The following is a 26363-nucleotide window of genomic DNA, read 5'->3' on the forward strand; positions in this document are numbered from 1 at the left end:
AGACCAAGGGGAACAGGGCTGACCTGTGGGTTTGCGTTCCCTGATTATGTCAGCCCCGTTAGGGCAACGGGGCTGACATGGGAAAACGCTTGATCACTGTGGTGCCCCCGGCAGGACTCAAACCTGCACCCGACGATCATGGCTTTGATCTGCGCAGGACGGAGCATTCAAGCGGTGCAGGTTGGTGATGGGCGAGTCGAACCGGCACCGCTTGGCGGAAGCAACCCACGATCTGCGGATAGACCGTCAGTCGTGGTGGGCTTGGCCTGCGGCCATCCACTTCAGGAGCGCGTATATGGCCTTGGCTTGTGCCGCCGCGAGTCGATCACCGGCGGGACCGTCGATATAACGGATGTCGAATGTGACGGTCAGATCGCCGCACATGGCGTCAGCCGCGGTCGAGGTCGTTGGTTCTCGCCGTTGACCCGAGGTGTCGGATGAGGTCGAAGCGGTCATAGGTTGAGTGTCGACCAGTCGAGTCTCGTGCGCTGTATGGGCAGCTCGGTCAGGCCGGTAGCCGTTCAGTGCGAGCGCCCGGCGATGCATCCTTCTTCGCATTTCATAGCTCGCCGGCAAGGGCGTGACCGACCGCTGGTACGTCCGGGTTTCGTTATTCCGCCGTTGGTGTTCCGATGCAAACGACACCCCCGCGGGCCCAGTGCGCACCAGTAAGGTCACCGTGACCCTTCTGCGTTCAGGAGAGTTCCGGTGGTGCACCGCATGTCCAACGAGAGGCTACGCGCACTACTGGCGCAATCCGCTTGCAGCGGAGCCACTCTGGCTCGGGAGACCAACATCGTCGCCGCGGAGAACGGCGAGCGTACGTTCTACACCCGAGCGTCGGTCGGGCAATGGCTGGGCGGATCGGTTCCCCGTCGACCGGTGCCTGACTACGTTGCAGAGGCGCTGTCGCGGCGCCTCGGCCGTCCGGTCACGCCGGCCGAGGCCGGGTTTCCTGGGGAGAACGGGCTCGTGGTCTACAGCGTCGCGGATCTGTCCGTACCGGCGTGGCCGGATGCGGGAATGTTGATCACCGGAGGGCCGGAACGACGCGCCGGTCAGGTCAGGTTCGGGCGGGCGGAAGTGAACGCGGCCCGCACCGCACTTCGCGTGTTTTCCGACACGGAGCGCACCCTGGGTGCCGGATACGTGCGGCAGTCGCTCACCCAGTACCTCAAGACCGGTGTCGAGCCGCTGCTTGAGGGCACGTACACCGCCGCGAAGACGCACGACGAGCTGTTGTCGATCGCGTCGCAGCTGTACTACCTCTGCGGGTTCACCTGGTTTGACGACGAACTGCACGGTGGCGCGTTGCACTACTACCGCGCCTCGCTGCGTCTGGCGGCCGAAGCGCGCAACGCGGAGATGTACGCGATCACACTGCGTGCGATGAGCGTCCAGGCGCACGTGCTCGGCCATCGCAACCAGGCTGTCCGGCTGGCGGAGGTCTCCTCCGAGACCCTGGTGGACAAGGCATCGCCCAGGCAGGCGTTCATCGTGGGCCAGCTCGCCGTGGCGCGGGCTGCGGCGGGCGACCGGCGCGCCGCCGTGACCGACCTGCGCAGAGCCGAGCGCCACTTCGAGCGGGTCGTCGCCCCCCAGGTCATCGGCACGCACCACGCGGCATCGCTCGCACATCAGCGAGCCGCGGTGTGTACCGCGTTGCGTGATGGGGCCGGTGCGACAAGAGCTCTGCTGGAGTCGATCCGGCACCGTCCAGCCCCCGAACTGCGGTCGCGTGCGATCACACTGGCGACACTGGCGGAACTGCAGCTGGGCTCCGGCGAACTTGACCTGGCCGTCGATACCTGGCGTCGATTCCTCGAAACTTACCCCCTGATCAACTGCGGGCGTGCGACGAAGGCCGTGGCCGTCATGCGGTCGATGTTGCGTCCACACCGTCGCAACCAGGGCGTCGCAAACCTGCTTGCGCTATCCGTCGAGCTCCGTGACAGTCGCAGGATTTGAGACCGACTCAGAGTTATCACCCCAGGGCGTCCCGACCCGAAATATGAGCCCTCGTCAACTTCTGTCGATCGAATTTGAATCGAACGCGCGTCCTCACGGAATCTCGCCGTGAACGAACACCGAATCGGGCGAACACCTGTTCACCTTGCCGCGTAGATTCCCGCAACTCGACTTCCACTCCTTCACCGAGCAACTACTATCCGTCAGTGAGCTGTTACGGTGAGGAACTGGAGTGGTTGTGAACAGGTCCGTCGAGCGATGCGAACTTCCCACCAGTGGCACGGCGCCCCATGAACTTCGCGTTGGAACGCTTCTCCACCCGGAACGCGGTCTTGTCCTGTCCTCGGCCACATCGGTGCTCATGGCCAGCCTGCGCCGCGCCGGTCACAACGTCGCACCGGCGAGCCGGCCGTTCGAAGTGTGCGCCGACGCCCCGGACGGCGTGCTGTTCGCCGCGTCCTACGTGGATCGCGACGGCCGTGCCGTCGGCTTCTGCATCGCCGCGCACGCCTCCGACGAAGCGGGGTTGCAGGCGGCGCGGGAGACCGTGAACTCGTGGTCCGCAGTGTGGCGCACGCGGCGTGCCGTGGTGGCGTCGACGAGCCCGGCGTGCCATGACGACGAACGGCACGGCTGTCATCACCTCATGACCGCGCGAGCGGAGATGCGGGTGTTCGCGGAGCGGGGTGACCAGATCGTGGTGGTCGGCCAACGCGGTCACCCGACGTTGGCCGCGCTCCTCGACGATCTGGCCGCCGACGTGGTGGTGATCGACTCGGACGACCACATCAGCCACCAGCGACTGGACCCTGATCGCGTGTCCTACGTCGTTCAGCCGGGCATGCTGATCGAGGACGCCGCACGGGTCATCGCCACGCTGCGCGCGCTCTACCCGCGCGTGCGAGGCGCACATCCCGACGGGCTCTGTTATGCCGCGTCCGACCGCGCCGCCACGATCAGCGCCGTGGCGGCGTCCTGTGACGCCACGTTCATCCTCGGCGAGGTGACACACCCCGACATCCTGAGCCCGTTCAGACTTGCCGCCGCCGAGGAGACACAGGTCCACGTCATCGACGACATAGCGCAGATCCGGCCGGCCTGGATCGCGGGCGCCGCGAGCATCGGCATCGTCCCCACAACGTCGGCGTCACCGAGCCTGGAGCACGACCTGCTCGATCTCCTCTCCGGCCTCGGGCCGTTGTCGATCGCGCGCCGACGCCTGACCACCGACGTGCTGACCTCATGGCACGGCCACTGCGTCACCACGCCACTCTCTCAGTGCATCGAGTGAGCCGGGATCATGCGGACGTCCCGCCCAGCGCGACGACGCAGGCAGCGCGTGCCACCAGCGCACGCCACAAACAACATCTGTTGCTACCAACGAAGTTGGCCTTCGCAAGGTGCTTCTCGTCCTAGCGTTCACCGGGAACTCACGGTGGAGGAGACGGACACGTGCGCACCGAGGTCGACGTGGCGGAGTTGGTCGAACAGCGGTGGGGCGCTTTGCTCGCGCAGATCAGCAGAGCCACTGACCACCGGCAACTGGCCGGCGAGGCCGTACCTCGGGAATTCTTCGCGATGGCGGGCGCCACCGGGCTCATCGGCTACGCCTTCCCCCAGGACATCGGCGGAGGAGGAGCCGATCTGCGGACGTGGGGCGCGGTGATGGAGGAGCTCGCGCGAGTGTGCGCCGAGCCGGCGTTCCCGATCGTGATGAGCATGGGCACGGGCGTGGCCAGCGTGCTACAGGACTGCGGCAGGCCGGACCTGGTCGAGCACTACGTCAAACCGATCGTCCGCGGTGACCGGACGGCGACACTGGCGTTCTCCGAGGATGCCGACCCGTTCTCGATGCGAACCGAGTTGCGTCGCGTCGGCGACGGATATGTGTTGTCCGGCGCGAAGGACTTCATCACGGGCGCGACGACCGCCGATGTCTTCCTCACCTACGGTCGCGACGAAGCCGGTCGCGTCGTGGGCTGCCTGGTCCACTGCGACGACGACGGGGTCGAGGTGCTTCCCGCGTCCGGCCTCGGCTTCCGCACCAGCGGCATGGGCAGGCTGGTGCTGCGGGACGTGCCGGTCTCGGCGGACCGCGTCATCGGTGCGGACGGCCTGGCCCACGCACAGCGCTATCTGAACCACCGCCGCCTGATCCTCACCTGCCTCGTCACCGGCATGATGCGCGCCTTGCTGGCGCGATGTGTGACCAGACTGCGCACGACCGTCCGCCACGGCGGGCCTGTGACGGAGCTGCCCAACGTGCAGGCGGCGATCGGCCGCATGCACATCGCTGTCGAAACCACCAGGTCCGTCGTGGCCTCGACACTCGCCAGAGTCGCCGACGGCGCCGTCGACCCCGTGTTCGACATCGGCATCTCCGCGGCGAAACACTTCGCGACCGAGCAGGCGGTCATGCTCGCGACCCAGGCGTTTCGCGTGCTGGGCGGTCACGCCTACTACGGCGATCCCCGTTACGGAATCTTCCTGCAGGACTGCGTCGCCCTGTTGTGCGCGGCCGGTACGCAGGAGCTCATCGAGGTCAACATCGGCGCCCTGGTCACCGCGGGCCTGGTCGAGCCCGCCGAGAAGAGCGAGGTCCTGACATGACTTTCCGATTCACCGGCCTGTTGCTGCGTTTCGTCGGGTATCAACGCACGGCCGAGATCACGGCCGTGAACCTGGCGGACGCGCTTCGCCAATTGCACGAGAGGTTCCCTCAACTGAGGCCCGTGCTCTGGGACGAGTCAGGCAACCTCATCCGCGTACACCGGTTACTGCTCAACGGAGAGCTCGTCAGCAAGCCCGACGGCGAATTGCCTCTGCGCGACACCGATCAGATCGAGGTCCTGACCGCCATCGCAGGAGGCTGAACCGATGCGGCAGGTCGAGTTCACGCAACCCGTCACCACGACCCAGTTCAGCCCGCTGCAACTGCGACCCCGAACGCTGCTCGGGTTGATGAGTGAGAGCTTCGCGCGGTGGCTGGCCGCGCACCTCGTGCCGTTCCCCGCCCTGATCACCGAACACGGCACCGCTGTCGTGGTTCAGTCGGTCGGAATCGACTACGTCGCACCGGACTTACGGTTCGACGAGAGCGAGTGGATCACGGTGCGCTGCACGATGAGTGTGGACCTCACCGGTGACCGGCTCTGGATGTGGGTCGACTACCTCGCGACCGATCGCCTCGCCGCCCGCGGCACGCTGATCGTGCGCGTGGTGCGCTTGGGAGAAAAGGACAGTCTCGCCGCGCGCCCCGGCTCGCTGCCCGACCACCTGCTCGCCACGTTCGCTCCCGGCGAGATCCAGGAGCTGGACGCGCGACAACCGGCGAGAGATGCCGAGTCGTGGCCGTCCGGCGACCATCTGGCACTGACGTCGTCATGGCGCACCGTGCTGTGCCGCAGCCACTGCGAAGTCGCCGACCAGTGGTCGTTCATCGAAATGGTCGAGCTGGTAACGCACGCCAGGGAGCGCCTGTTCACAGTGGACGTTTCCGAAACGACCCGGCACGCGGTGGCAGCGCCGCTGCGGTCGCTGCGCGCGGTCTTCCGGCGTCCCATGTTCCTGTTCGACGAATGCCAGGTGAACACCACCGTGTGCACCCCGGACAACGGTGACGGACCTGTCTTCCACCACGAGGTGCGCAGTCCGGGCCGGGACGCGGTGCACCTGTCGGTGTGGGAACGACTCGATCCGCTCGACACCTGACCGGAGGAATGATGTCACGATCGCAAGCCCGGCTCCAGGACAGCAGGCCGCGGTGCCTGGACACGCAGGCACCCACGATGATCCGCCGCAGGCTCACCCCGCTGTCCCGCACACCGCCGACCGGCCGCATCGGCGAGGCGCTGCACATCGCGGCCGATCGTTGGCCGCACCAGGTCATCGCGACGGATCGCCCGGCGGACACCGATCCGACCGGCGCTCACACCCGGACGTACGCGCAATGGGCACACGCCGTGGACGAGGCCGCAGGCTGGCTCCACGAGCTCGGCGTCCGGCCTTGGGACAGGGTCGCGGTGCTCAAGAGCAACCACTTCGACATCTCGGTGCTCGCCTGCGCCGCGGCGAGGTTGGGAGCGGTACCCGCGTTGCTGTCCGGTGCCTACGGCCCCGAGATCGCCCACACTCTCCTGGCGCGATTGGACCGGCCTTTCCTGGTGACCGACCGGGTACACGTGAAGGCCTGCGGCATCGACCCGGACACGGTGGCTCGGCTGACCGAGCGCACAGTGTGCGTCGACGGCCCGCAGGACCGTCCCGACCTGGTGGACCTCGATGATCTACGCGGTGCCGCGCCGCCCGGTCCCGCCTTCCGCGCCGACGACGAGGCGATGATCATCACGCACACCTCCGGCACCACGGGCATCCCCAAGCTCGTGGTCCACTCGGCCGAGTCGGAACGGTCCATCGCACTGATCGAGTCGGAGCGCTGGCCGGTGATCGGCATCCGGCCGAGCGACGTGTGGGCCTACGCCGAACCCTTCTGGCACGAGCGGCAGACGCACAACCTGTTGTCGCTGACCGCGATCGGCCCTCGGATGCTGACGATCTCCGATCCGCTCGGACCCCACGTACGCGATCTGCTGGTGGCCCACCGGCCGACGCTGGTGGAAGCGTTGCCGAACGTTTTCCTGGCCTGGGAGCGCATGGCACGCGATCCGGCGCGACCGTTCGGCCGGGTTCGCGAGTACATCAACTCCTTCGACGCCATCCACACGCGCACGATCCGCACGTTCCTCGACGCGAGTGATCGGAGAATGCCGATCTGGCTGCAGGCCTGGAGCCAGAGCGAGAACGGCACGCTGCTGATGCGCCCGTACCTGCGCTGGTCGGTTCGTCGCAGGGGCCGGCGCCCCGCACCCACCCAGCTGCTCGGCTGGCCCGTCCCGGGATTCGGCCGGATCCGCACCGTGGACCCGGTCACCGGCGAGCCCACCGGACGCGGTGAGCCGGGCCTGGTCGAGATCGCGCAACCGGGGCGCTGTCTGGCCTACGTCGGTGAACCGGAGCGCCACGCCGCGAAGCGGGACGGCCAGTGGTGGCACACGGGTGACTTCGGAGTCATCAACCGGCTGGGAGCTCTGCGGCTCGTCGACCGCGAAATCGATCGCCTGCCCGACGGCAGCGCGATCGAACTGGAAGACGTCCTGCTGGATCGCCTCGTGTACACGACAGAGGTGATTGTGCTGCCCGTGGCGGGGCAACGGCCGGTCCCGGTCGTCAGCACCACGGACGACGTGCCGCTGGACCCAGCCGACTGGCGGCGGGCGACCGCCGGCCTGCCCGCGCTCGCCGACCCGATCCAGATCCGGTGGGAGGACTTTCCCAGGACCGGAACATGGAAGGTCCGGCGGGTGGAGCTGCGGGAACGCCTGATCCCCGGCAGCCGGCCACACGGCCGCGGCATCTGGACCTGATCTCTCCCACTCCCGACAACTGGGCCCCTGTCCGAAGGACAGGGGCCCAGTTCCGTGTGACAGTCAGTGCGACGTCGAGAACTGCGCGGCGGTGACTGTCGAGCCAGGCATTTGCAACGCGTCAGCCAGTGACACCGCGTCGGGGTAGAGGCGTTCGCACAGCAGGTTAAGCGCGACGGGAATCATCCGCACCTGTTGTGCTGTCAGCACTTCCTCAGCCAGATACCAACCCGAGCTGCTCTCGATGTGGCGCAGTGCGAAGAACGACGCGAGCCGAATCACCGAATCCTTGCCGTGGCCGTCACTCAGACGGTCCGCATCCGCCAGCAGGGCTTCCAGCGTCAGGCGGGTGATGTGCGCCTCGACGAGCTCCGAGGCCAGCCAGCTGCGGTTGTTCCACGCCTCGAACGGTGGTTGCCCGCGCCGGACCGCGGTGCGCATGCCGTCTGCGAGCGTCTCGTGCAGACCCCGTTCATGCAGGGCGATCAGGTCGAGCGCGATTCGGGGCTGTGAGATGTCCCTGCGGTTCGGCTGCGTGATCCGCGGTGAAGGCGGCCGGTACGCCGTGCCCGCCGCCATGGCCTTGGCCGCCTCCAGGGTGATCAGGCGACTGTCGCCTGCAGCCGGGCCGAGCACGTGTCCGAGCCCCAGATAACCGGCGAACCGGTTGACGCCGAACATGCCATGTGCCCCGCATCGCTGCGCGCACTCGCTTGCGACCCGTTCCGCCGCCGTCCCGCACTGTGCCTTCACCAATCCGACAGTGCGCGTGAAGCCGGAACTCCAGCTGGGGTCAGGATCGCTCTCGGCACCGCTCCACGTTCGCTTCACCCGGTTCACGAGGCTGGTGAGCGCGTAGGCCTCGGCCAGCGCGCCGACCAGCGGCAGTTGCTGACTGCGGTACGCGAGCACCGGTTGCTCGGGTGCGCTGCGGGACAGAGTTCGCCGATCGGCGGAGAACCGGATCGCCAGCGCGGCCGTGGTTCGAATCACCGCGGCGAGGGCCGACGCACATGCCACCCACGCCCTGTGCCGGACGTCGAGCGAACGCAGCAGCCGTTCCTCGGGTCCGCCCAGCGGATCGTGGAACCGGCCGTCGGCCTCCAGACGCGCGCTGTCGTGCAGGAGGCTGCGCGCGGGTATCCGCACCCGGTCGAACGCGATGGCGGCGTAGTCCAGCGGGAGGAACGGCGCCTCCGGCAACGCGGTGATACAGATTCCCGGCTGCGGTCCGTTCTCGTCGCGGATCGGCAGGACGAAGCCGAACACACCGCGGTCAGCGCCTGAAGTGATCAGGCGGGCGTAGACGACGCCCAGTTTGCGAACTCCGTCCAGACCGACGTTCGGCATGAACTTGCCGGCCGCGTCGTCCGGTGTGTGCAACACGAACTCGCCGGTCAACGGATCGTGCACCGCCTCGGTCCTGATGCCGACGTGGCTGTTGCCCAGTCCCGACTCGGTGACCAGGAGCGAGCCGAACGACTTGAGGGAGTCGAGCTCGCCGATCCAGTCGGCGATGTCGTCCCGGCCCCGGCCGAACTCGTCGATCGTCCCCAATCCCAGACAGGTGTGCAGGGTGGTCGCGAGGAACAGGGAAGGACTGGTCACCGCGCACCATTCGAGCGTGGTGAACAGACGCGGCGGGTCGGACAGCAGCTTGCTCACGGGGCCCAGCTGTTCGCCGAGCCTGCGCAGCCGACGGTAGGTGAGACGGCACTGCTCCTCGTTGCCGAGGCCGTCGTGATGATCGAAGAGCGGTTCGGCGGACAGATCCGCCAGTAAGTCCGCAGTGGACTGGTCAGCGGTTGCGTGCACGAGTGCGCGCAGATCGCGATGCGAGATGTCGTCCATCATTCCTCCTGCTCACCGGCCGGCGGCGGACGCGGCGGTGAGCCGTCCGCGCGTCGTCCACTCAAGACCGTTCATCCGCACGAGAACCGTGCCGTCCGGTGCAAGGGCGTGCACGCCTTCGCTGTCGGCACACACGAGCACGTCGCGGCCGTGCGCGTCGAGCAGGTCGACGTCGTTCGACGTGGTGAACAGTTCGATCAACCCGATCCCCACCGGAACGGGAGCGTCCTGGTCATGACCATTGGTGGTCTGCGTGATGATCAGGCCCAGCTGCACCATCGCGTCCATCAGCAGCACGGGCAGCCGGAACCCGGCGAACCGTCGTTCCCACTCACCGAACCGCGGCGTGAAGGACGCGGTCGTGGAACCAACGCCGATCCGGACATCGGACAGCGAACGGAACGGGCCGGAGAGCACCACGCGACCGGTGGACCGGTAGTGGGACGGCACTACCGCGCGTCCCTCCCGCACGGGCCGGGCCTGGCGTGGAACGGCGCCGAGACCGCACGTGCCGATCTCCGCCACCTCGGCATGCACCCGGTCACGGCGCAGCACCGGTCCGCTGGGCGCCACCACGTCACTGCGCACGCTGAGCCCACCGGACGGGGTGCGCACCACCCGGTACACGGGGACGCGCCGTGCGGGCACGGCGATTGGCGCGTGGAACCGCAGACCCCGGAAGGTGCGCGGCTGAACACCGTCGGCCGTGACCAGTTCGGTGACGAACACACCGGGAAGCGTCGGCACACCTGCCAGCACATGGTGATCGAGATATCCGTCGGCACTCGAATCAGGCCGCCAGACCGCGTTCTCGCCCGTGGCCAGGCAGGGCGCCACCCGGCGGCGCGCGGCCAGCCATCGACGCTCGCTGCCGCCGAGCATGGTCACGACGGGCGCGTCCGCACCAGCGGACAGCTCGTCGAGGAACAGGGCAACGCCGTCCTCATTGGACAGTCCGGTGAGCGTGTTCTGCTTGCGCAGAAGCTCACGCGTCACGGGTTCGCTCGCGAACCCGGCCTCGTCCCACAGCGGCCACGCCAGCGTGGACTCGTGGCCGTCGCCGAACGCGCTCTGCCAGGCCGCGGCCTGGTTGAGCAGGTCGTTGCCGGAGCAGTAGTCCGCCTCACCCGGCCAGCCGAGCACGGCGAGCAGCGAGCCGAAGTTGATCCACCGGCGAGGCCGCCTGCCGACGAAGGCGCGACTGAGGTTCAGGTGGGCCAGCAGTTTCGTGTCACGCACCGCCCGCGCCTGTTCCAGCGTGCTGGTGCGCACGCTGCCTCCGCGGTGCAACCCCGCCGCGTTGAGCAGCAGGTCGACCTGCGGATGGGTGGACAGGATCGTGTCGGCGGCGCGGTCGACGGCGACGGGATCTGCGAGGTCGCAGACGATGTGGTGCACTCGGTCCGCACCGCAGATGTCGGCGAGCCGACGCATCGTGCGGGCCGTCTGTGCCTGCGCGCGCAGGCGGTCGTGCTCGGCGATGAGCTCCGCGACCGGACGGTTCGGACTCGTCCTGAGCGCCTCGGCCAGGAAGACCGACCGTTCCGGCACGTCCTCCGTGCCCGGAGCAGACCTGCCGAGCAGGTAGATCGTCGGTGTGACGCGCGCGGCGAGACCGTGGAGGAGTTCGGCGGTCAGTCCCCGTGAGCCGCCGGCCGCGACGACCACGGCACCGGACGGAAGCGGATCCCGGCGCCCCATCGGCAGGTCGGCGTCGATGAGTGCCGGCGCCAGGCGACTGCCTCTCGAGTGCGCGACGACGGCGAACTCGTGGTCGTGCGCTGACTCGACCCGCCACACCTCCAGTGCCCGGTCCGGTGAGGTGCCGTCGGTGAGAACCGCCAGCGCGAAGGCAGCATCTTGTTCTCGCGCCAGGCTCTTGACCAGACCGGTGAACGGGCCTGTCGCCGGGTGAGCGACGTCGCCGCGCATCGAGTCGAGCAGGATCACCCCAAACGAGTCACCGGCCTGCGCCGTCCACCGCTGTGCCGCCAGGTAGGCCAGGTCGTGCAGCGGGCGCAGCCGAGCCGCGGCGCCGACGTGGTCGGCCGAGTCGCCACTCGCGCCGAGGTCGGCGACCACCCGCACATGCCGCACGGTGAACTCCGGTCCCGGCAGTCCTGCCGCATCGGCGGCGACCGGTTCATCCTTCGCCACCACGGCGATCACACCAGGCGGCAACGTCAGTCCCGTCACCAGCTTCTCGTCGTCCACCAGCAGAAGAGTCTGGGGCGGCAGCGCGGCGATCTCGGCGGACGCGGGCCGAGCCGCGGCGGGCGCAAGCCGGCAAACCGTCCGCTGCACCGGATACGTGCGCGCGCGCTCACTCGGCGTTTCGTCCGCCGCGGTGTCCTCGGCTTCGGGCCGCGCCACGTGGATCGTCATCTGTGGGCCCCAGTCCGCCGTGCTCGCCACGGTGCCGCGACCACCGGGCCCGACAAGCCGAGCCAGCAACGCCACCACGCCGTCGGCGCCGAGGTAGGTGCGACCACAGTCACTGAGCGGTGGCACCCGGCGCGGCCGACTGTCCACATCAGACGAACCGAGGGCGGTGCTGATCGTGGCCAGGATCGGAAGCCCTTGGGCCTGTGCTGTCGCCTTCCGCGCGAGGACGGCGACGAAAGCGCCTTCCCCGACTTCGCCTCGCTCCCCCGCCATGGCGAGCACGTCGGCGAACTCCGGCGTGCTGTTGCCGTTGACGCCTGCCACAAGTGCGATGTCGAGATCGCCGTGACGCAGGTACCGCTCCGCGCAGCGAATGGCGGTCAGACCGGAGTCCGGCCCATCGTCGACCGTGCTGTTCAGACCGTGGAAGTCCCACAGCGACGCAAGCCGCGCGGGAATGATGTTCGGCATGATTCCCGGAAACGCGTCCTCGGTGCTCGGCGGCACGAGCGCACGGACCGCGTCGGCGACTCGCTGGACGGCGGCCTCGTCGTCGTGCAGCACGGCGCGCAGATCACCGAGGTAGCACCGCAGCGCATAGTGCACCGCTCGGCGAGTCGGCCCCATGTGGCCCGCGATCACGCCGGTCGTGTCGCGCAACTCGGTGCACACGTCGCGCACCTTGGCGTCGAGGCGGGCAGCGGCACGCAGGAGCATGATCTGGGTGCGATCCATGTTGCGCAGCGTGGTCGGGGGTAGGCGCACCTCGTCGAACCCCGGCAGCGGGTACTCGTCGCCGAAGCCGGGTGGCGGTGCCGCCGCGGTGCCCCGCAGCCAGCCGAGCACATCGGTGGCGTCGCCGGGCACGTCGACCGCCCAGCCCACCACCACGACGATGTCGTCGTCGGCGGGCGAAGCGGAGGGCACCGCACCGTGCGGCTGGTGGCTGAGCACCAGATGCGCGTTGGTTCCGCCGAACCCGAACGACGAGATCGCGGCCCGCAGCGGTGTGCCGGAAGGCAGCGGTGTCACGGCAGTCGGTGGCGTGAAGCGGGAGTTCTCCAACGAGGACAAGGGGTTGCGCAGATAGGCCTGCGCCGGCACCACACCGCGCTCCAACCCGCTGAGCACCTGGACGACCGACACGACTCCCGCGGTCCAGCCGGTGTGCCCGATGATGGGTTTGTTGGACGACAACAACGCGGGCGGGCCGGAGCCCAAAACCTGGTCCAGCGTGCCGACCTCGGTGCTGTCACCCACCTGCGTTCCGGTGGCGTGCGCGACCACCCACTTCACAGTGGCCGGGTCCACTTCGGACTTGTCGTAGGCCCGGCGCAGCGCGTGCACCTGACCGGCCGGGTTGGGAGCGTAGATGGCTTTGCCCCGGCCGTCACAGGACATCCCGACCGAGTCGATGACGCCGAGCACCCGGTCACCGTCCGCCCGCGCCCTGGAGAGCTTCTTCAGCACGATCACACCCGCGCCATCGGAGAACAGCACGCCGCTCGCGCCCTGGTCGAACGACCTCACCTCGCCGGTCCGCGACAGGCCGCGCAACTTGGAGAACAGCACGAGGTTGCGAGCGCTGTAAGCGAAGGCTCCCCCGCAGACGGCGATGTCACACGTGCCCTCGCGCAACGCCTTCACGCCGAGATCGATGGCGTACAGCGACGACGAGCAGGCGGTGTCGACCATCACCACCTCGGTCTGTTCCGGCAGCAGCCCTCGGAAGGCGTTGCGTCCGACCCGGTGCGGCAGGAACTCCGACGCGGGCGCGTGCGACCGGCGGTACCGCTTGGCGAGCCGCTCTTCCGGGTCGAAGCCCATCCTGCGGGTGTAGCCGGACAGCACGAGGTGTTCTTCGAGGTCCTGGCTTCCGTCCGCGGTGTAGCCGAACGAGGCGAAGTACCGGTCCTCGGCGTTGCGGCCGACGCCCTCCAGTGCCTGCAGCAGGCTGTGCCGCAGCCACAGCGTCGTGGACTCCTCGCACGGTGCCGTGCCGGCGTCCAGCTCCGCGCGCAGGGTGGGGTGGGGCTCGAACCGGGTGATGAAACCGGATCGCCGCGAGTAGGTGCGGTCCTCCTCGTCCGGATCGTCGGACTGGAACGACTCGATGTCGAAGCTGGCCGGTTCGGTGAAGACGTGCTCCGATCCGTTCAGCACCTTCCAGAGTTCCTCCGGTGTGTTCGCGCCCGGAGTGACCACACCCATGCCGACGATCGCGATGTCGTCGGGGTTGCCCAGCGGTTCGGGCACCTCGGCGGCGTCCGGGTTCGGTGCCGCGGGGGACAGCAGGAAGGAACCGAGTGAAAGACCGCCGTCCGCCACCACAGTCTGGCCGGTGATCCACGAAGACTGCGGTGAGGCGAGGAAGACCACCAGCTCGGCCAGCTCCTCCTCCGTGCCGAGGCGGTGTCCGAGAGGGGTGGCTGCCCTGACCCTGGCGGCCAGCTGGTCGGCCTGTGGGAACATCCCGGCGACCGAGCCGTCGATGAGGCCGCCGGACGCGGTGTTGACCCTGATCCCGTTCGAACCGAACTCGACGGCGAGGTAGCGGGTGAGTGATTCCACCGCGGCCTTCGATGTGCCCACGGTCAGGTAGTCGCTGATCACCATGGTGCTGCCGAGCGAGGACAGGTTCACGATCGCGCTGCCGTCACGCATCAGCGCCGCGGCCCGGTGGGCGCACCAGAGGCTCCCGCGCAGGTTGGTGTCCAGCGCTCGGCGCCAGTGCGACTCGTCCAGTTCGGACAGTGGCAGCAGTGCGCCCGCGGCGGCGTTGTTCACCAGAACGTCGAGCCGGCCGTGACGCTCGGCGATGGTGTCGAACATCGCGTCCACCTGTGGCCGCATGGCGACCGACGCGCGGATCAGCTCGGCGGAGTGTCCCGCCTCCCGCAGCTCGGCCACCAGCGCCGGTGCTTCTTCAGTCGCGTGGAAGTAGTTCACGATCACATGCGCGCCCAGCCGGGCGAACGCCGTGCTGATCGCCCTGCCGACGCCGCGCGCCCCGCCTGTCACCAGGACGACGCGGCCGCGGAACGATTCGTTCGCAGAGCTCATGACATCACCCGCTGATCGGCTCGAGTGACGACGTAATCGGCGATGTGGCCGAGAGTGGGCAGTTCCCACACCCGCATCCGGTCCGAGGAGGAAGCGAGGCCGAATCGCTCGACGACCCGGTTCAGCAACGAGGTCTGCTTGAGCGAGTCGACACCGAGCTCGGCCTCCAGCAGCACCTCCTCGGTGAGCACGTCCGGCGGGTACTCCAGCGCGGCCGCGTACAGCTCCCGCAGCTCCCGCAACACCTGCTCGCGGGAAACCGGCTCCGCGGCCCGTTGCTCGGGCACCTGCCGAGGTGCGGCCGGGGCCACGACCCCGGCCGCGGCGTCCTCGGCTCCGCGTGGCACAGCCACCGGTGTCGTGCGCTGCCGCGGCGGACTCGTGTTCGCCGCGGCGCTCAACCCCTCGCTCTCGCGTTCGGCATCGATGAGCGGCGCCTCGGTCCGCACGCCCGGCACGGTGAGCTCGACGCAGCGCGTCAAGGTGTTGAGCGCTCCGGCCTCGACGAAGTTCTTGTAGCCGGCCGCATGCAGGTCCCGCACCGTCTTGGTGAACAGCACCGGCAGGACCAGACACTCGGCGAGCGCTTGCTTGAGGTCGTCGTCATCGGTGTAGCGGCGCAGATGGATCGGCGAGAACACCGCCCGGCGCAAGGGCTTCTGGCGGATGTCCGCCATCAGCTCGACGAACGTCGTGACAGCGGGCCGCATCGAGGGGTGGTGCGAGGCGTAGGGCAGCTGCAACCGGGCGAACGGCAGATCGAGGGCCCTGGCCACCCGCTCGGCGCGATCGACGGCGGCGGCGGGGCCGGTGAGCACCGTCTGCCGCGGCGCGTTGAGGCAGCCGATGACCAGGTCCGGCTCGTCCAGCACACCCGGCAGGTGCGCGGCCGCGGTCTCGTTGGTACCGATCGCCGCCATCACGCCACGGCCTTCCCAGTCGCGCAGCGCGTCACACCGCGCGCAAACCAGCCGAGCGCCGTCGGCGAGGCTGAACGCGCCGGCGGCGACCAACGCCGCCATCTCGCCGAAGCTGTGACCGACGAGGAGGTCGGGTTCGAGGCCGTGGTCGACCAGAATCCGGTGCGTCGCCACCGAGGCGCCGAAGATGGCCAGCTGCAACAACTCGGCCGGCTCGGCGAGCATTTCCTGGATCGTGCGGGGCCGGTCGTGGAAGAGCAACGCCGACACCGGAGGCAGACCACGCTGCGCCGCCACCTCGTCGATCTCATGGAAGGTTTCGTCGACCTGGCGGTGGTGCGGCCGCGCCTGGCGCAGCACACCGGTCGAGTACGCGCCCAGACCGGGGAACAGGAAAACCGTGCGAGAGGACATCGAAACTCCTGACGAACTGGTGTGAAGAGGTCACACGGCGACACGGCCGAGCGCGAGCATCTGGATCATGGCCGGGCCGCCGACGTAGCAGGTGGTCCCGTCGTCGATGGTGAGACAGGCACCCGTGACCATGCGGGCGGCGTCGCTGGCGAGGAAGACGGCTGGACCGACGAGATCAGCCGGCTCGCCGAACCGCTGGCGTGGAACCGCGGCGCGAAGCCCTTCCCCGGCGTCCGGGTTGCCGAGGATGTCCTTGGTCAGCTCGGTGCTGATCCAGCCCGGCGTCATCGCGTTCACCCGGACCCCGGAGCTCCCCCATTCCGCGGCGAGCGTGCGGGTGAGCGAGATAATGGCGGCCTTGGACGCGGCGTACGGAGCCATCATCGGCACACCACCGAGCCCGGCGATGGAGGAGATGTTCAGCACGCATCCGCTGCCACGCTTGACCAGGTGACGCCCGACGGCCTGACACACGTGGAAGACGGAGTCGAGGTTGACGCGCATCACCGTGCTCCAGTCAGAAGACTCGAGCTCCAGCACGGGACCGGCGACCTCGAAACCGCCCGCGTTGTTCACCACGACGTCGAGCTGGCCGAACTCGGACACTGCCGTGCCCACCGCGCGCCTGATCTGCTCGCCGTCGCTCACATCGCACGTCAGCACGAGCGCGCGTCTCCCCAACCGCTCGACCTCGTCCGCGACCTCTTCCAGTGCGGTCGTACCACGGGCGAGCAAGGCGACGTCGGCGCCGGCTTCGGCATATCCGAGAGCGATCGCCTTGCCTATACCGCGAGACGCACCTGTCACCAGCGCTGTCTTGTCCTCGAGACTGAACTGCCCTGTCAACGTCCGCATCGGTTGGCCTCCAAACCGGACTCGTCGAACTGCCTCCAGCCTGCGGGGCGTGCCCTCGCGAAGTCGCAACTTCGCTGGCACGTCGCGGAACCGGCGACACTTGCGATCACGAAACCAAGAAGAGTTGGCGTCACAGCAACTTCGCTCGTTCAGCGAGCCGCCAGACATGGCTTCGCACCGCCGCGTCGTCGAGGTCGAGCAAGGCATGGACGACCTGATGCGCGTCGCCGTTGAAAGCGATCTCCTCGGCGCACGCCTCCTCTGCTTGGAACAGCGCGAAGGCCGCGGCGGCGGCGTCGCGTTCCGCGGCGTGTGCCCGCGCGAGCGCGATGTAGTGGCGGGCCTGTCGTTCACTGGTCACCGCACCGCTGACGTCGACCTTGCTGGCGAGCCGAAGTGCGCGGCGGATGCGACCGAGGACGATCTCGACGCGAACGGCGTGGATGCCGACGTCCGTGGGACCGAACGAGCTGTGCAGATCGTTGCGGTCGTGCCCGAGCACCTCCGCTGCCTTGCCCGCCAGATCAAGCAACTCCCACGCCGCCAAGTGATCGTTGCGCACCGCCTCGATCTCGGCGGCGATCAACTGGGTCGCGCCCCAGACGGAGACGATCTCCGGAGGATCGGTGGGGATGCCGGGAGACAGCCGGGCTGCCGCTCTACGGCATACGTCCGCCGCATCGGCCGCACAGCCGAGCAGCAACAGAGTGGAAGCCATCCCGCCTTCGCAGGCGGCGAGAACCAGATCGTCGCCACACCGGTGGGCCGCGCTGAGCGCCCGTTCGCTCGCGAGCAGAGCGAGAGGCGGATCGTCGACATGGCGGAGGTAGGCCGCGGTCAAGCGGTAGGTCTCCGCGGTGATGCGCATGATCTCCGGACCGTCGTCGGCGGCCAACCGGCAGACCTGATCCAGCAAGGGCGGTAGGCAGCGTTGCATGAGGCTGTAGCGGTGGGTCGAGCCTTGCCACCCGGTCCACGTCGCCTCGAGCCTGTCACTCAGTGCGCCGAGATCCACGGTCGCGGACTCTGATGACCCAGGATGGAACAGCGCCCGGCACACGTCGGAGGGAGCTGTGCTCTCACCGGGCTGCCTTCGCTGTGGTGGGACGACGATGCCGATGAACGAACTGACGTCCTCCACTCGCAGAACCTCGGCGACGCGGAGCAGTGTGGTGAGCTTGTCCAGTCGGCGGTCGCCTCTCTCCACCTGTCGCAACCACTCGGCGCTGTAGCCCACCAGCCCGGCGAACGCCTGACGGGACAACCCCCGCCTCCGTCGAAGCAGTTCGATCCGCCGGCCGATCGTCAACTCACATCCCGCGCTCACAGAACCTCCCTGGCCGACTTCGCCCTGCTCCCGCGATCCGATTCGACGCGGAAGCACCCTGATCACGCTCAGTAAAACGGGCGATCACGCTGCGAAGTAATCCGCCGAGAGAGGGCGATGCGTCCAGAACTGCGTGGAACTTGACGAGTTGGTGTGCCCGCGGGCGCGGCGGTGATCACCACCGCGGGGGAACCGCGTCACGGCACGCGTGGCCCTTTCGCCGCGACAGTGAGGGTGCTCGCTCGTTCCAACAGTGCACGAGCTACCGGGTTCCGCCGATGCGCGCGAGCGTGCGCACGCAACGAGGCCATCGCACGGTCGGCTCGTCGTGAGCACAGAAGCGGATAGTCGTCGAGGAAGTCCTGCCAGGTCGAGCACGCTTGCTCGAGACGTCCTTCAGCGAACTGGAGCTCCGCCAGCTGCGCGAGGGTGACGGCACGGGAGCGGCGTTCCCTGTGGGGACGGCACCTGAGTGAGGACGCCAGCGCCCGTGTCGCAGTCGCACGATCGCCGAAACACACTGCGACAGCCGCGTAATGGTGCGCCAGCGACGCCGGGTGGTACGCACCCACCGCGGCGGTGGAGTCGACGGACCGGGCGAGGTGCCGATCTGCGGCGTTCAGCGTCGTCGCGGCGTCGCGACGGTTGCCGACCGCGGCATGGGCGACGGCCAGCTGGCCGAGGAGGAATGCACTGCTGTGCGGGGGAGTCCGGGTGGAGGCAGTCCGCACGCTGGCCTCCGCCAGGTCGAGCGACTGTGGGTGGTGCCCCAGATGATGTGCCTGGACGCTCAGCGCCCGCAAGGCGATGGCATAGCCGTACGCGTCGCCGCCTTCGGCCGCCAGACGCAGGCTGGTCAGGTAGTAGTGCTGAGCGCTGCCGTGCAACTCGTCGTCGAAGCACATGAAGCCGCATAGATAGCTCAGCCGCGCCGCAGTCGTGAGCAGTTCGCGACGCAGTCCCGGATTCGTGTCCGCGCGGAGCCAGGGCGCGATGGTGGTGCTCAGGTAGCCGGCCAGCGCCCGTCTGGCGTAGCCGCCACCGAGTGCCGCGTCACTGTCGGAGAACACGCGGATCATCGCCGCCGCCGACGCCGCTTCCGGTCGTCCCACCCGGATGTCGTCGGCCGTCTGGCTCGGCGCACCGAGCCGTGCCGATCCCACGGTGGTCCACGCGGGCACGACGAGAGCGGCGACGCTGTAGGCCGCACCGACGAGCAACGCTCGGCGTTCCGGATCAATGAGCCTCGCCACGGAATCTCCCCACCATGCGCTCAGGTCGGTCTCGCCGGTCCGGCCGAGCCCGGTGTCACCGACCGTGACACGACGTCCAAGCGCGCGGGAGAGTCCTTCGGCCACGAGTTCCGGGACAGGTGGCCTCGGCTTGACGCCGGACAGCCACTGGGTGACCGATGCACGCTGGTAGCGCAGCGACAGGCCGGCCTCGGCGCCAAGCTGGTTGACCTTCCGGACCAGCGCCTCACCGGTCCAGCCCGCCTCAGCCAGCAGCAAGCGGAGCGCGATGTTGGGAACTCGTGGCTGCATTCACAGGCCCTCCGGTCGGCGTTTAACTCGGCCGAGTTCTTGACGCCTCTGGCGTGGTTGGTGGCTTCCCTGCCGGCACTTGCGGGTGCTTACTAATTGTGCCGAGTCGACAGCGGTGCGTAGAAGTAACTGATCGGGTTGGAATCGAGGAGGGGCCTGGACGCGAGGCACTTCCGGGCGTGGCCGCAGGTGTGGCTGCGCACCGAGGAGAACGGCTTGGTCCGCGCCGATCTGATCATGAAAGTCTGGACAGGCAGATGTGACCGGGTGTCGATGAGACTGTCCCGCGACCACGTCGTGCTGGTGCAACTGACCAACGACATGGGGCCGTCGGGTGCCCGAGCCCATGTCGTCGTTCGTGCCGCCACGGCGCAGCGTGCCACCAGCCTGATGATCGAACTGCTGGCGGCGATCGAGTCGGCGCTGCTCGGCCACCACGGCGGATATATCGAGGTGCACTCCGACCGAGGTCCAGAGCTGATGTCGTTGCCGCATGGCCCTGTCGTCATGGCGACCGGAGCCTGAGCTCGAAGTACGACCGGAGACTGGAATTGAGTCGTGGCCTGCCACGTCCGGCTGGCCTACCGATTGACCGGACTCGCAACCCTGATCGCCGGTCCGGTCCCCCTCGACGACCGGGCGCGCAAGGCGCGCGTGCCCCGCCGCCACCCGCAACGCCAGCGCTCGCCATACTGCTGCGCCGTCGCAACCATGATGACTGACCGCGCTGATCAGCTGGGGTGTGGAGGCACCAAGATGGCCCCACGTCGAACACAAGCGAGCGGCTGGTACTCACACCTTGAAGGTGTCTTCAAGTACCAGCCGCTCGCCTGTTGATGTTGCCCATGTTCTGGGTGCCCCCGGCAGGATTCGAACCTGCGCTCCCGCCTCCGGAGGGCGGTGCTCTATCCCCTGAGCTACGGGGGCCGTAGCTACGTGGAAGATCCTAGCGCACTCACGCGACTGTGTTTCACACCTACCCCCGATAGCGCCCCGGAGCGTGGCCTCCGTCACGAAGGCGCTGGTGAGGAATGCTCCGGATTGCACTCATGCGCATGTCGCTATATGTTCCGAAGCATGGGTCACGGCCATGGACACGGATCAGCGTCGGCGAGCGGGCAGCACGCCGGGAAGCTCTGGATCGCGTTCGGCATCGGCGCGGTCTTCATGGTGGTGGAGTTCGTCGTGGGGTTCGCGACGTCCTCGCTCGCCTTGATCTCCGATGCCGCGCACATGCTCACCGACGTGCTTGGGGTCGGCATGGCCCTGGCCGCGATCATGGTCGCCAGGAGGGCCAAGGCCGGGAAGAACCGCACGTTCGGCTTCTACCGGGCCGAGGTGCTGGCCGCGCTGGCCAACGCCGTGCTGCTCTTCGGGGTGGCCGGGTACGTGATCTACGAGGCGGCCGGCAGGTTCCAGGACCCGCCCAGCGTGCCGGGGTGGCCTGTCCTCATCGCCGCGACGCTGGGGCTCGCCGCCAACCTCGTCTCCTTCAGCGTCCTCAAGGAGGGCGCCAAGGAGAGCATCAACGTCAGGGGCGCGTACCTCGAGGTGCTGGCCGACCTCATCGGGTCGGTGGGTGTGCTCATCTCCGCGCTGGTCACGATCACCACCAGCTGGAAGTACGCGGACCCGATCATGGGTGTGCTGATCGGCGTGTGGGTGCTGCCGCGGACGTACACGCTGGCCAAGAACGCGCTGCACATCCTGTTCCAGCACGCGCCGGAGCGGTTGGACGTCACCGAGATGCAGAAGGCGCTCACCGAGCTGCCCGGGGTCACCGAGGCGCACGACCTGCACGTGTGGACGCTCACCAGCGGCATGGAGGTGTGTTCGGCGCACCTCGCCACCGCGAAGGACGCCGATCACGAGAACGTGCTCAAGGCCGCGCAGTCGTTGCTGGCGACCAAGTACCACATCGAGCACGCGACGCTGCAGGTCGAGGGCGGCTCGTCAGCGCAGCGGTGCCGGGAGCTTTCGTGGTGAGCCGGGCAGGTCGCGGATCCCGTCCTTAGTGGACTGCGCGCCGGTTCGTGACGGAACCTCAGGAAGCCTGGGTTGCGGCACCGCCACCCACACGCGGCCTCGTTCGAACGGCACCACAACAGCCTCCCCAGTCACCGCACGCGAACTGCCAAGATCTCATCGAAGTATGTCTGAAAGGGATAGATCCTTTCAGGTGAACGGGAAAGGCCGCGCTCCGTGACGGAACGCGGCCTTCCTCGTCTGAACGAAGGTCAGTTACGCACTACAGCCCAGCGCACTGTCCTGCCTTCGGACCCTTCACGTCGTTCGCGAAGCCGTTGTTCGACGGCGCCGGGTCGTTGCCCGTGCAGGACAACGGCCCGCCGACCGAGGTGGCCGCCACGACTGACCTGGTCTTGTTCGACGTCAGTGACACAGGGCCACCGACCGAGGAGTTCTCCACCGCGACTTCCGACGAAGAACCGTGCACGGTCACCGGGCCGCCGACCTTCGTGCCGACCAGCACCACGGACGCCGCGTCGGCCGCCGACAGCGGGCCCTTGATCTCGCCGCCGAAGACGTAGAGCGTGGCGCCCTTCTGCACGGTCACCGGGCCGCTGATCGTGGCACCGTCCACATAGGTCACGCCCTTGACCTGCAGCGGACCGTTGACCGTGCCCGTCACCGTGGTGGTGGCGGCGGGCAGCGGCTTCGACATCAGCTCGAACTCGGCCAGCGTCACGTCGCCGGAGAACTCCAGCCGGTAGAAGTTGTACCGGCCCGGCGAGGCGATCTTGAACGACCGGGTGTACTGCTGCCACTGGAAGCTCTCACCGGAACGCTTGTCGACCGTGGACCACGTCTTGCCGTCGTAGGAGCCCTTCAGCTCCCACGCCGACGGCGACGTGCCCGTCTTGCCGTTGGTCAGCGTGTAGAACTCCGCCTTCTCCTTCGTGTCCGCGGCCTTGAAGTCGAAGGACTTCACCACTGCGGAGGTCGAGGAGTTGTTGTCGGCCAGCGCACCGACAGCAACGCCGGACGAGACGTCGCGCAACGGCGTCGGGACGGCGTCACCGGTGGTGATCGAGTCCGGCACGTCGTTCACGCCCGTGCCCCACGCGGAAGGCTTCGGACCCATGTCGAAGTCGATCGTGGCGCCGGCCGAGAGCAGGTCGTGCGGCAGCGACGTCTTGTTCCACGTCTTGCCGTTGACCTTCACGCCCTGCACGTAGATGTTCTTCGCGTTGTTCTTCGGCGCGTTGATGACGAGCTTCTTGCCGTTCTCCAGCTTGACGGTCGCCTTGGTGAACAGCGGCGAACCGATCGCGTAGGCCGGCTTGCCCATCTGCAGCGGGTAGAAGCCCAGCGACGAGAAGAGGTACCAGGCCGACATCTCGCCGTTGTCCTCGTCACCCGCGTAGCCCTGGCCCTGCTGCGAGCCCACGTACAGGCGCGACAGGATCTCGCGCACCTTCTCCTGGGTGCCCGAGGGCTTGCCCGCGTAGTTGTACATGTAGGCGATGTGGTGCGACGGCTGGTTGGAGTGGCCGTACTGGCCCATCCGCACGTCCCGCGCCTCGATCATCTCGTGGATCACGCCGCCGTAGCCGCCGGGGAACTTCGCGGTCTCCGGCAGGGTGAAGAACGAGTCGAGCTTCTGCGCCAGCTTGTCCCGCCCGCCGTACAGGTTCGCGAGGCCCTGCCCGTCGTGCGGCACCGTGAACGCCATGTTCCAGCCGTTGGTCTCGGTGTAGTCGTAGCGCCAGTCCTGCGGGTTGTACTTCGCCGGGTCCTCGACGCGCCACGAGCCGTCGACGTTGCGTCCCTGGAAGAAGTCGATCCGCTTGTCGAACGTCAGCACGTAGTTCTGGGCGCGGTTGAGGAAGTACTCGTACTCCTCGGCGTACCGCTTCTCGCCCGTCTTCTCGTGCAGCGCCTTCGCCATCGACGCGATGCCGAAGTCGTTGAGGTAGCCCTCGATCGCCCACGACCACGCCTCGTGCAGCTGGTCGTTGCCGGTCCAGCCGAGGAAGATCGACCGGTCCATGCCCTTGCGGCCGACGTTGTTGCTCGGCGGCACGACGGACGCGTTCTTCACCGCGGCGTCGTAGGCCGCCTTGATGTCGAAGTTCGAGACGCCCTTGAGGTACGCGTCCGCGAACGCCACGTCGGAGCTCGTGCCCGTCATCAGGTCCGCGTAACCGGGGGAGGACCAGCGCGAGATCCAGCCGCCGTCCTTGTACTGCTGGACGAAGCCCTCGGCCATCTCGCCCGCCTTGGACGGCGTGAAGAGGCTGTAGGCGGGCCAGGTCGTGCGGTAGGTGTCCCAGAACCCGTTGTTGACGTAGACCTTGCCGTCGACGATCTTCGCGCCCGTCTTCGTGGGCGTGCTCTCACCGACCGGGGGTGACACCGGGGACGCGTACTGGATCTTGTCGCCGACCTTCTCGAAGCCCGAGTTCGGGTAGAGGTAGAGCCGGTACATGTTGGAGTACAGCGTGATCAGCTGCTCCTCGGACGCGCCCTCGACCGAGATGATGCCGAGGATCTTGTCCCACGCGGCCTGGGCGCGGTCGCGCACGGCGTCGAACGTGTCGGACGCCGAGACCTCCTGCTCGAGGTTGGCCCGGGCCTGGTCGACGGAGATCAGCGAGGTGGCGATCCGCAGCTCGACGGTCTTGTCGCCGAACGAGAAGTAGCCGCCCACGTTGTCACGGCCCGCGCCGGTGAGCCGGCCGCTCGCCGTGACCGCCTTGTCGACCTTGCCGTAGACGAACAGGCGGGTCGCGCCGGTGGAGAGGCCGCTCTTGACGTCCGAGTAGCCCGTGACGACACCGTTGGCGGCGTCGAGGGTGACACCACCGAGGTTGTTCACGTTGTCGAACACGAGGTTCTTCTGGCCCTCGTCGGTGAACGTGAACCGGAAGACCGCCGCGTGGTCGGTCGGCGCGATCTCGGTCTTCATGCCGTTCTCGAAGGTCACGCCGTAGTAGTGCGCCTTCGCGACCTCGTTGTCGTGCCGGAACGGCAGGGCCCGCAGCGCCCGGTCCTGGGTCGGCGCCTTGTCCGACGGCATGACCTGGAACGTCTGGCGGTCACCCATCCACGGGCTGGGCTCGTGGGAGGTCGTGAACGCCTGCAGCGTCGGCAGGTTCTGCGCGTTGTTGCGCTGCTGGTACTCGTACAGCCAGCTCTGCGAACCCGCGTTGGTCATCGGGGTCCAGAAGTTGAAGCCGTGCGGCACCGCGGTCGCCGGGAAGTTGTTGCCCCGCGAGAACGAGCCGTTCGAGTTCGTGCCCCGCGTGGTCAGCACGTAGTCGGAAGGCTTCGCGTACTGCTTGGTGACGACGTCGCCGATGCGGATGTCGTCGAACCAGGCGCCGAACTCCGTCGGGCCCTTGGGGCCGTCGTAGGCGACCAGGATCCGCTTGATCGTCTTGCCGGCCGCGACGGCGCCGATCGTGGACGCCACCTTGTTCCACTGGTTGGCGTACAGGAACTTGCCCGCGCCCTGGCCCTGCGGCGACAGCGTCGCGCCGTGCTGGTCGACGGCCTTGAGGTCGCTCAGGTACGTGCCGTCGGAGAACGCGAGGTCGACCGACGAGTACGTGCTCGGGTAGTTCAGGTTGTCGGTGACGAAGTCCGGGAAGATCATGTACGACAGCTCGGTCTTGGAGTTGACCGGGACGTCGACGTCGAAGACCTTGTTGTAGCTGTACGCACGGCCCTCGGTCGTGTGCTTGCCCTGGGCGCGGAACGCCTTCACGCCCGTCCAGCCGACCCGCGACTTGGCCGTGTAGCCGCCGGTGGGGCCGTTGCCGACGAGGCTGCGCATGTTCGGCGCCGGGGGCGTCGTCGTGCCGTCGGACAGCTCGACCTCGGCGAGCTGCACGATGTTCGCGCCGTGGTTCGCCGTGATGTCGAGCTTGTAGTGCTGGTACGACGCCGGGGAGGCGATGTCGTAGACCTTGGTCTGGAACCGGTCGGTGAAGTTCTCGCCGGCGCGGGTGTCGAGGACGGTCCAGTTCGTGCCGTCGTTCGAGCCCTGCAGCGTCCAGTCCTTCGGGTCGCGCTCCGGTGCGTCGTTCGCCGAGGCGAGCGAGTACTTCTTGATCGTCTGGGAGCTCGTCCCGAAGTCGAACGTCACCCAGCCGGTCGTGGCGAAGACCAACCACTTGGTGCTGGTGGTGCCGTCGATGAGCTCGGCCTTGCCCTCGCCCGAGCCGTCGTTCTCACCGTTGACCGCCAAAGTCGCTTTGTCGGCGACGTTGCCGGGCAGCCCGGTGCCGCTCGAGCCGATCACGCCCGCCGCCTTCGGCTGCCCCGCCGCGTCGGTCTCGACCGTGCTGACCCACGACGGTTGCGGTTGACCGTCCTCAAAGGACGACGAAAAGCCCACGCCTTGCTCCTCTGGTGCGGCGGCCGCGTAGCCGTTGGTGACGCCGCACACCAGTGTCGCAGTGATCGCAACGCTCAACAGAGTTCTGGTTCGTCTCTTCCCCAGTTGCCTCATTGCAACCCTTCCGCCGCCTGGCCTGCCCCTTTTGGTGGGGACCTTTTCTGCACGTGACATCGTTGTCAAGGGAGCGGACGGGAATTGTCGCGCAACCTGTCTTCTCAACAGTTGCGCGCGACACGAGTCGATCAA

Annotated in this window: 16 protein-coding genes and 1 tRNA gene; 8 read left to right on the forward strand and 9 right to left on the reverse strand. The window is 68.0% G+C overall.

All coding sequences use genetic code 11. The features are described 5' to 3' along the window. Positions 1 to 246: 246 nt before the first annotated feature. Positions 247 to 456 (reverse strand): hypothetical protein, encoded by a 210-nt coding sequence (locus SK571_RS29555; RefSeq protein ID WP_319987354.1) that lies wholly within the window; start codon positions 454 to 456, stop codon positions 247 to 249. Between the two features lie 264 nt (positions 457 to 720). Between SK571_RS29555 and SK571_RS29560 the strand changes: the two genes are divergently transcribed. The 6 genes from SK571_RS29560 to SK571_RS29585 all read left to right on the forward strand — a co-directional run bounded on the left by SK571_RS29560 (position 721) and on the right by SK571_RS29585 (position 7391). Continuing rightward, positions 721 to 1968 carry a hypothetical protein gene (locus SK571_RS29560; protein WP_319987355.1) on the forward strand — a complete coding sequence of 416 codons (1248 nt, stop codon included), beginning with the start codon at positions 721 to 723 and terminating at the stop codon, positions 1966 to 1968. A 361-nt stretch (positions 1969 to 2329) separates the two neighbouring features. Further along, a complete protein-coding gene (locus SK571_RS29565) occupies positions 2330 to 3259 on the forward strand; it encodes a hypothetical protein (protein ID WP_319987356.1) in 930 nt (309 codons plus the stop codon). A gap of 161 nt (positions 3260 to 3420) precedes the next feature. Then, a complete protein-coding gene (locus tag SK571_RS29570; RefSeq protein WP_319987357.1) occupies positions 3421 to 4578 on the forward strand; it encodes an acyl-CoA dehydrogenase family protein in 1158 nt (385 codons plus the stop codon). After that, complete coding sequence (locus tag SK571_RS29575) at positions 4575 to 4841, forward strand: MoaD/ThiS family protein (RefSeq protein WP_319987358.1); 267 nt, start codon at positions 4575 to 4577, stop codon at positions 4839 to 4841. The genes SK571_RS29570 and SK571_RS29575 overlap by 4 nt, the downstream gene beginning before the upstream one ends. Positions 4842 to 4845: 4 nt before the next feature. Continuing rightward, a complete protein-coding gene (locus SK571_RS29580) occupies positions 4846 to 5679 on the forward strand; it encodes a hypothetical protein (RefSeq protein ID WP_319987359.1) in 834 nt (277 codons plus the stop codon). Between the two features lie 11 nt (positions 5680 to 5690). Further along, positions 5691 to 7391 carry a class I adenylate-forming enzyme family protein gene (locus SK571_RS29585; protein ID WP_319987360.1) on the forward strand — a complete coding sequence of 567 codons (1701 nt, stop codon included), beginning with the start codon at positions 5691 to 5693 and terminating at the stop codon, positions 7389 to 7391. Positions 7392 to 7454: 63 nt separating this feature from the next. Here the strand turns inward: SK571_RS29585 and SK571_RS29590 are convergent, their stop codons facing one another. The 6 genes from SK571_RS29590 to SK571_RS29615 form a co-directional block, all read right to left on the reverse strand. Next, a complete protein-coding gene (locus SK571_RS29590; protein WP_319987361.1) occupies positions 7455 to 9242 on the reverse strand; it encodes an acyl-CoA dehydrogenase in 1788 nt (595 codons plus the stop codon). 12 nt (positions 9243 to 9254) lie between these two features. Further along, complete coding sequence (locus SK571_RS29595) at positions 9255 to 14690, reverse strand: SDR family oxidoreductase (RefSeq protein ID WP_319987362.1); 5436 nt, start codon at positions 14688 to 14690, stop codon at positions 9255 to 9257. Further along, positions 14687 to 16024, reverse strand: coding sequence for an acyltransferase domain-containing protein (locus SK571_RS29600; RefSeq protein ID WP_319987363.1), 1338 nt, complete (start codon positions 16022 to 16024; stop codon positions 14687 to 14689). The genes SK571_RS29595 and SK571_RS29600 overlap by 4 nt, the downstream gene beginning before the upstream one ends. Positions 16025 to 16054: 30 nt before the next feature. After that, positions 16055 to 16879, reverse strand: a complete 825-nt coding sequence (locus SK571_RS29605) for an SDR family NAD(P)-dependent oxidoreductase (RefSeq protein ID WP_319987364.1) — start codon at positions 16877 to 16879, stop codon at positions 16055 to 16057. A gap of 130 nt (positions 16880 to 17009) precedes the next feature. Further along, entirely contained in the window at positions 17010 to 18188 is a 1179-nt protein-coding gene (locus SK571_RS29610) for a helix-turn-helix domain-containing protein (protein ID WP_319987365.1), read from the reverse strand. Positions 18189 to 18403: 215 nt separating this feature from the next. Next, positions 18404 to 19750: a hypothetical protein gene (locus SK571_RS29615; RefSeq protein ID WP_319987366.1), complete on the reverse strand. Its 1347-nt coding sequence runs from the start codon at positions 19748 to 19750 to the stop codon at positions 18404 to 18406. 189 nt (positions 19751 to 19939) lie between these two features. Between SK571_RS29615 and SK571_RS29620 the strand changes: the two genes are divergently transcribed. Next, positions 19940 to 20275 carry a hypothetical protein gene (locus SK571_RS29620; RefSeq protein WP_319987367.1) on the forward strand — a complete coding sequence of 112 codons (336 nt, stop codon included), beginning with the start codon at positions 19940 to 19942 and terminating at the stop codon, positions 20273 to 20275. Positions 20276 to 20605: 330 nt separating this feature from the next. Here the strand turns inward: SK571_RS29620 and SK571_RS29625 are convergent. After that, positions 20606 to 20677, reverse strand: a tRNA-Arg gene (locus SK571_RS29625). A gap of 150 nt (positions 20678 to 20827) precedes the next feature. Between SK571_RS29625 and SK571_RS29630 the strand changes: the two genes are divergently transcribed. Next, positions 20828 to 21736: a cation diffusion facilitator family transporter gene (locus SK571_RS29630; protein WP_319987368.1), complete on the forward strand. Its 909-nt coding sequence runs from the start codon at positions 20828 to 20830 to the stop codon at positions 21734 to 21736. 262 nt (positions 21737 to 21998) lie between these two features. Here SK571_RS29630 and SK571_RS29635 read toward each other — a convergent pair whose 3' ends face one another. Then, a complete protein-coding gene (locus SK571_RS29635) occupies positions 21999 to 26228 on the reverse strand; it encodes a GH92 family glycosyl hydrolase (RefSeq protein WP_319987369.1) in 4230 nt (1409 codons plus the stop codon). Between the last annotated feature and the right edge of the window lie 135 nt (positions 26229 to 26363).

The organism is Lentzea kristufekii (genome assembly GCF_033949925.1).
GTDB lineage: Bacteria > Actinomycetota > Actinomycetes > Mycobacteriales > Pseudonocardiaceae > Lentzea > Lentzea kristufekii.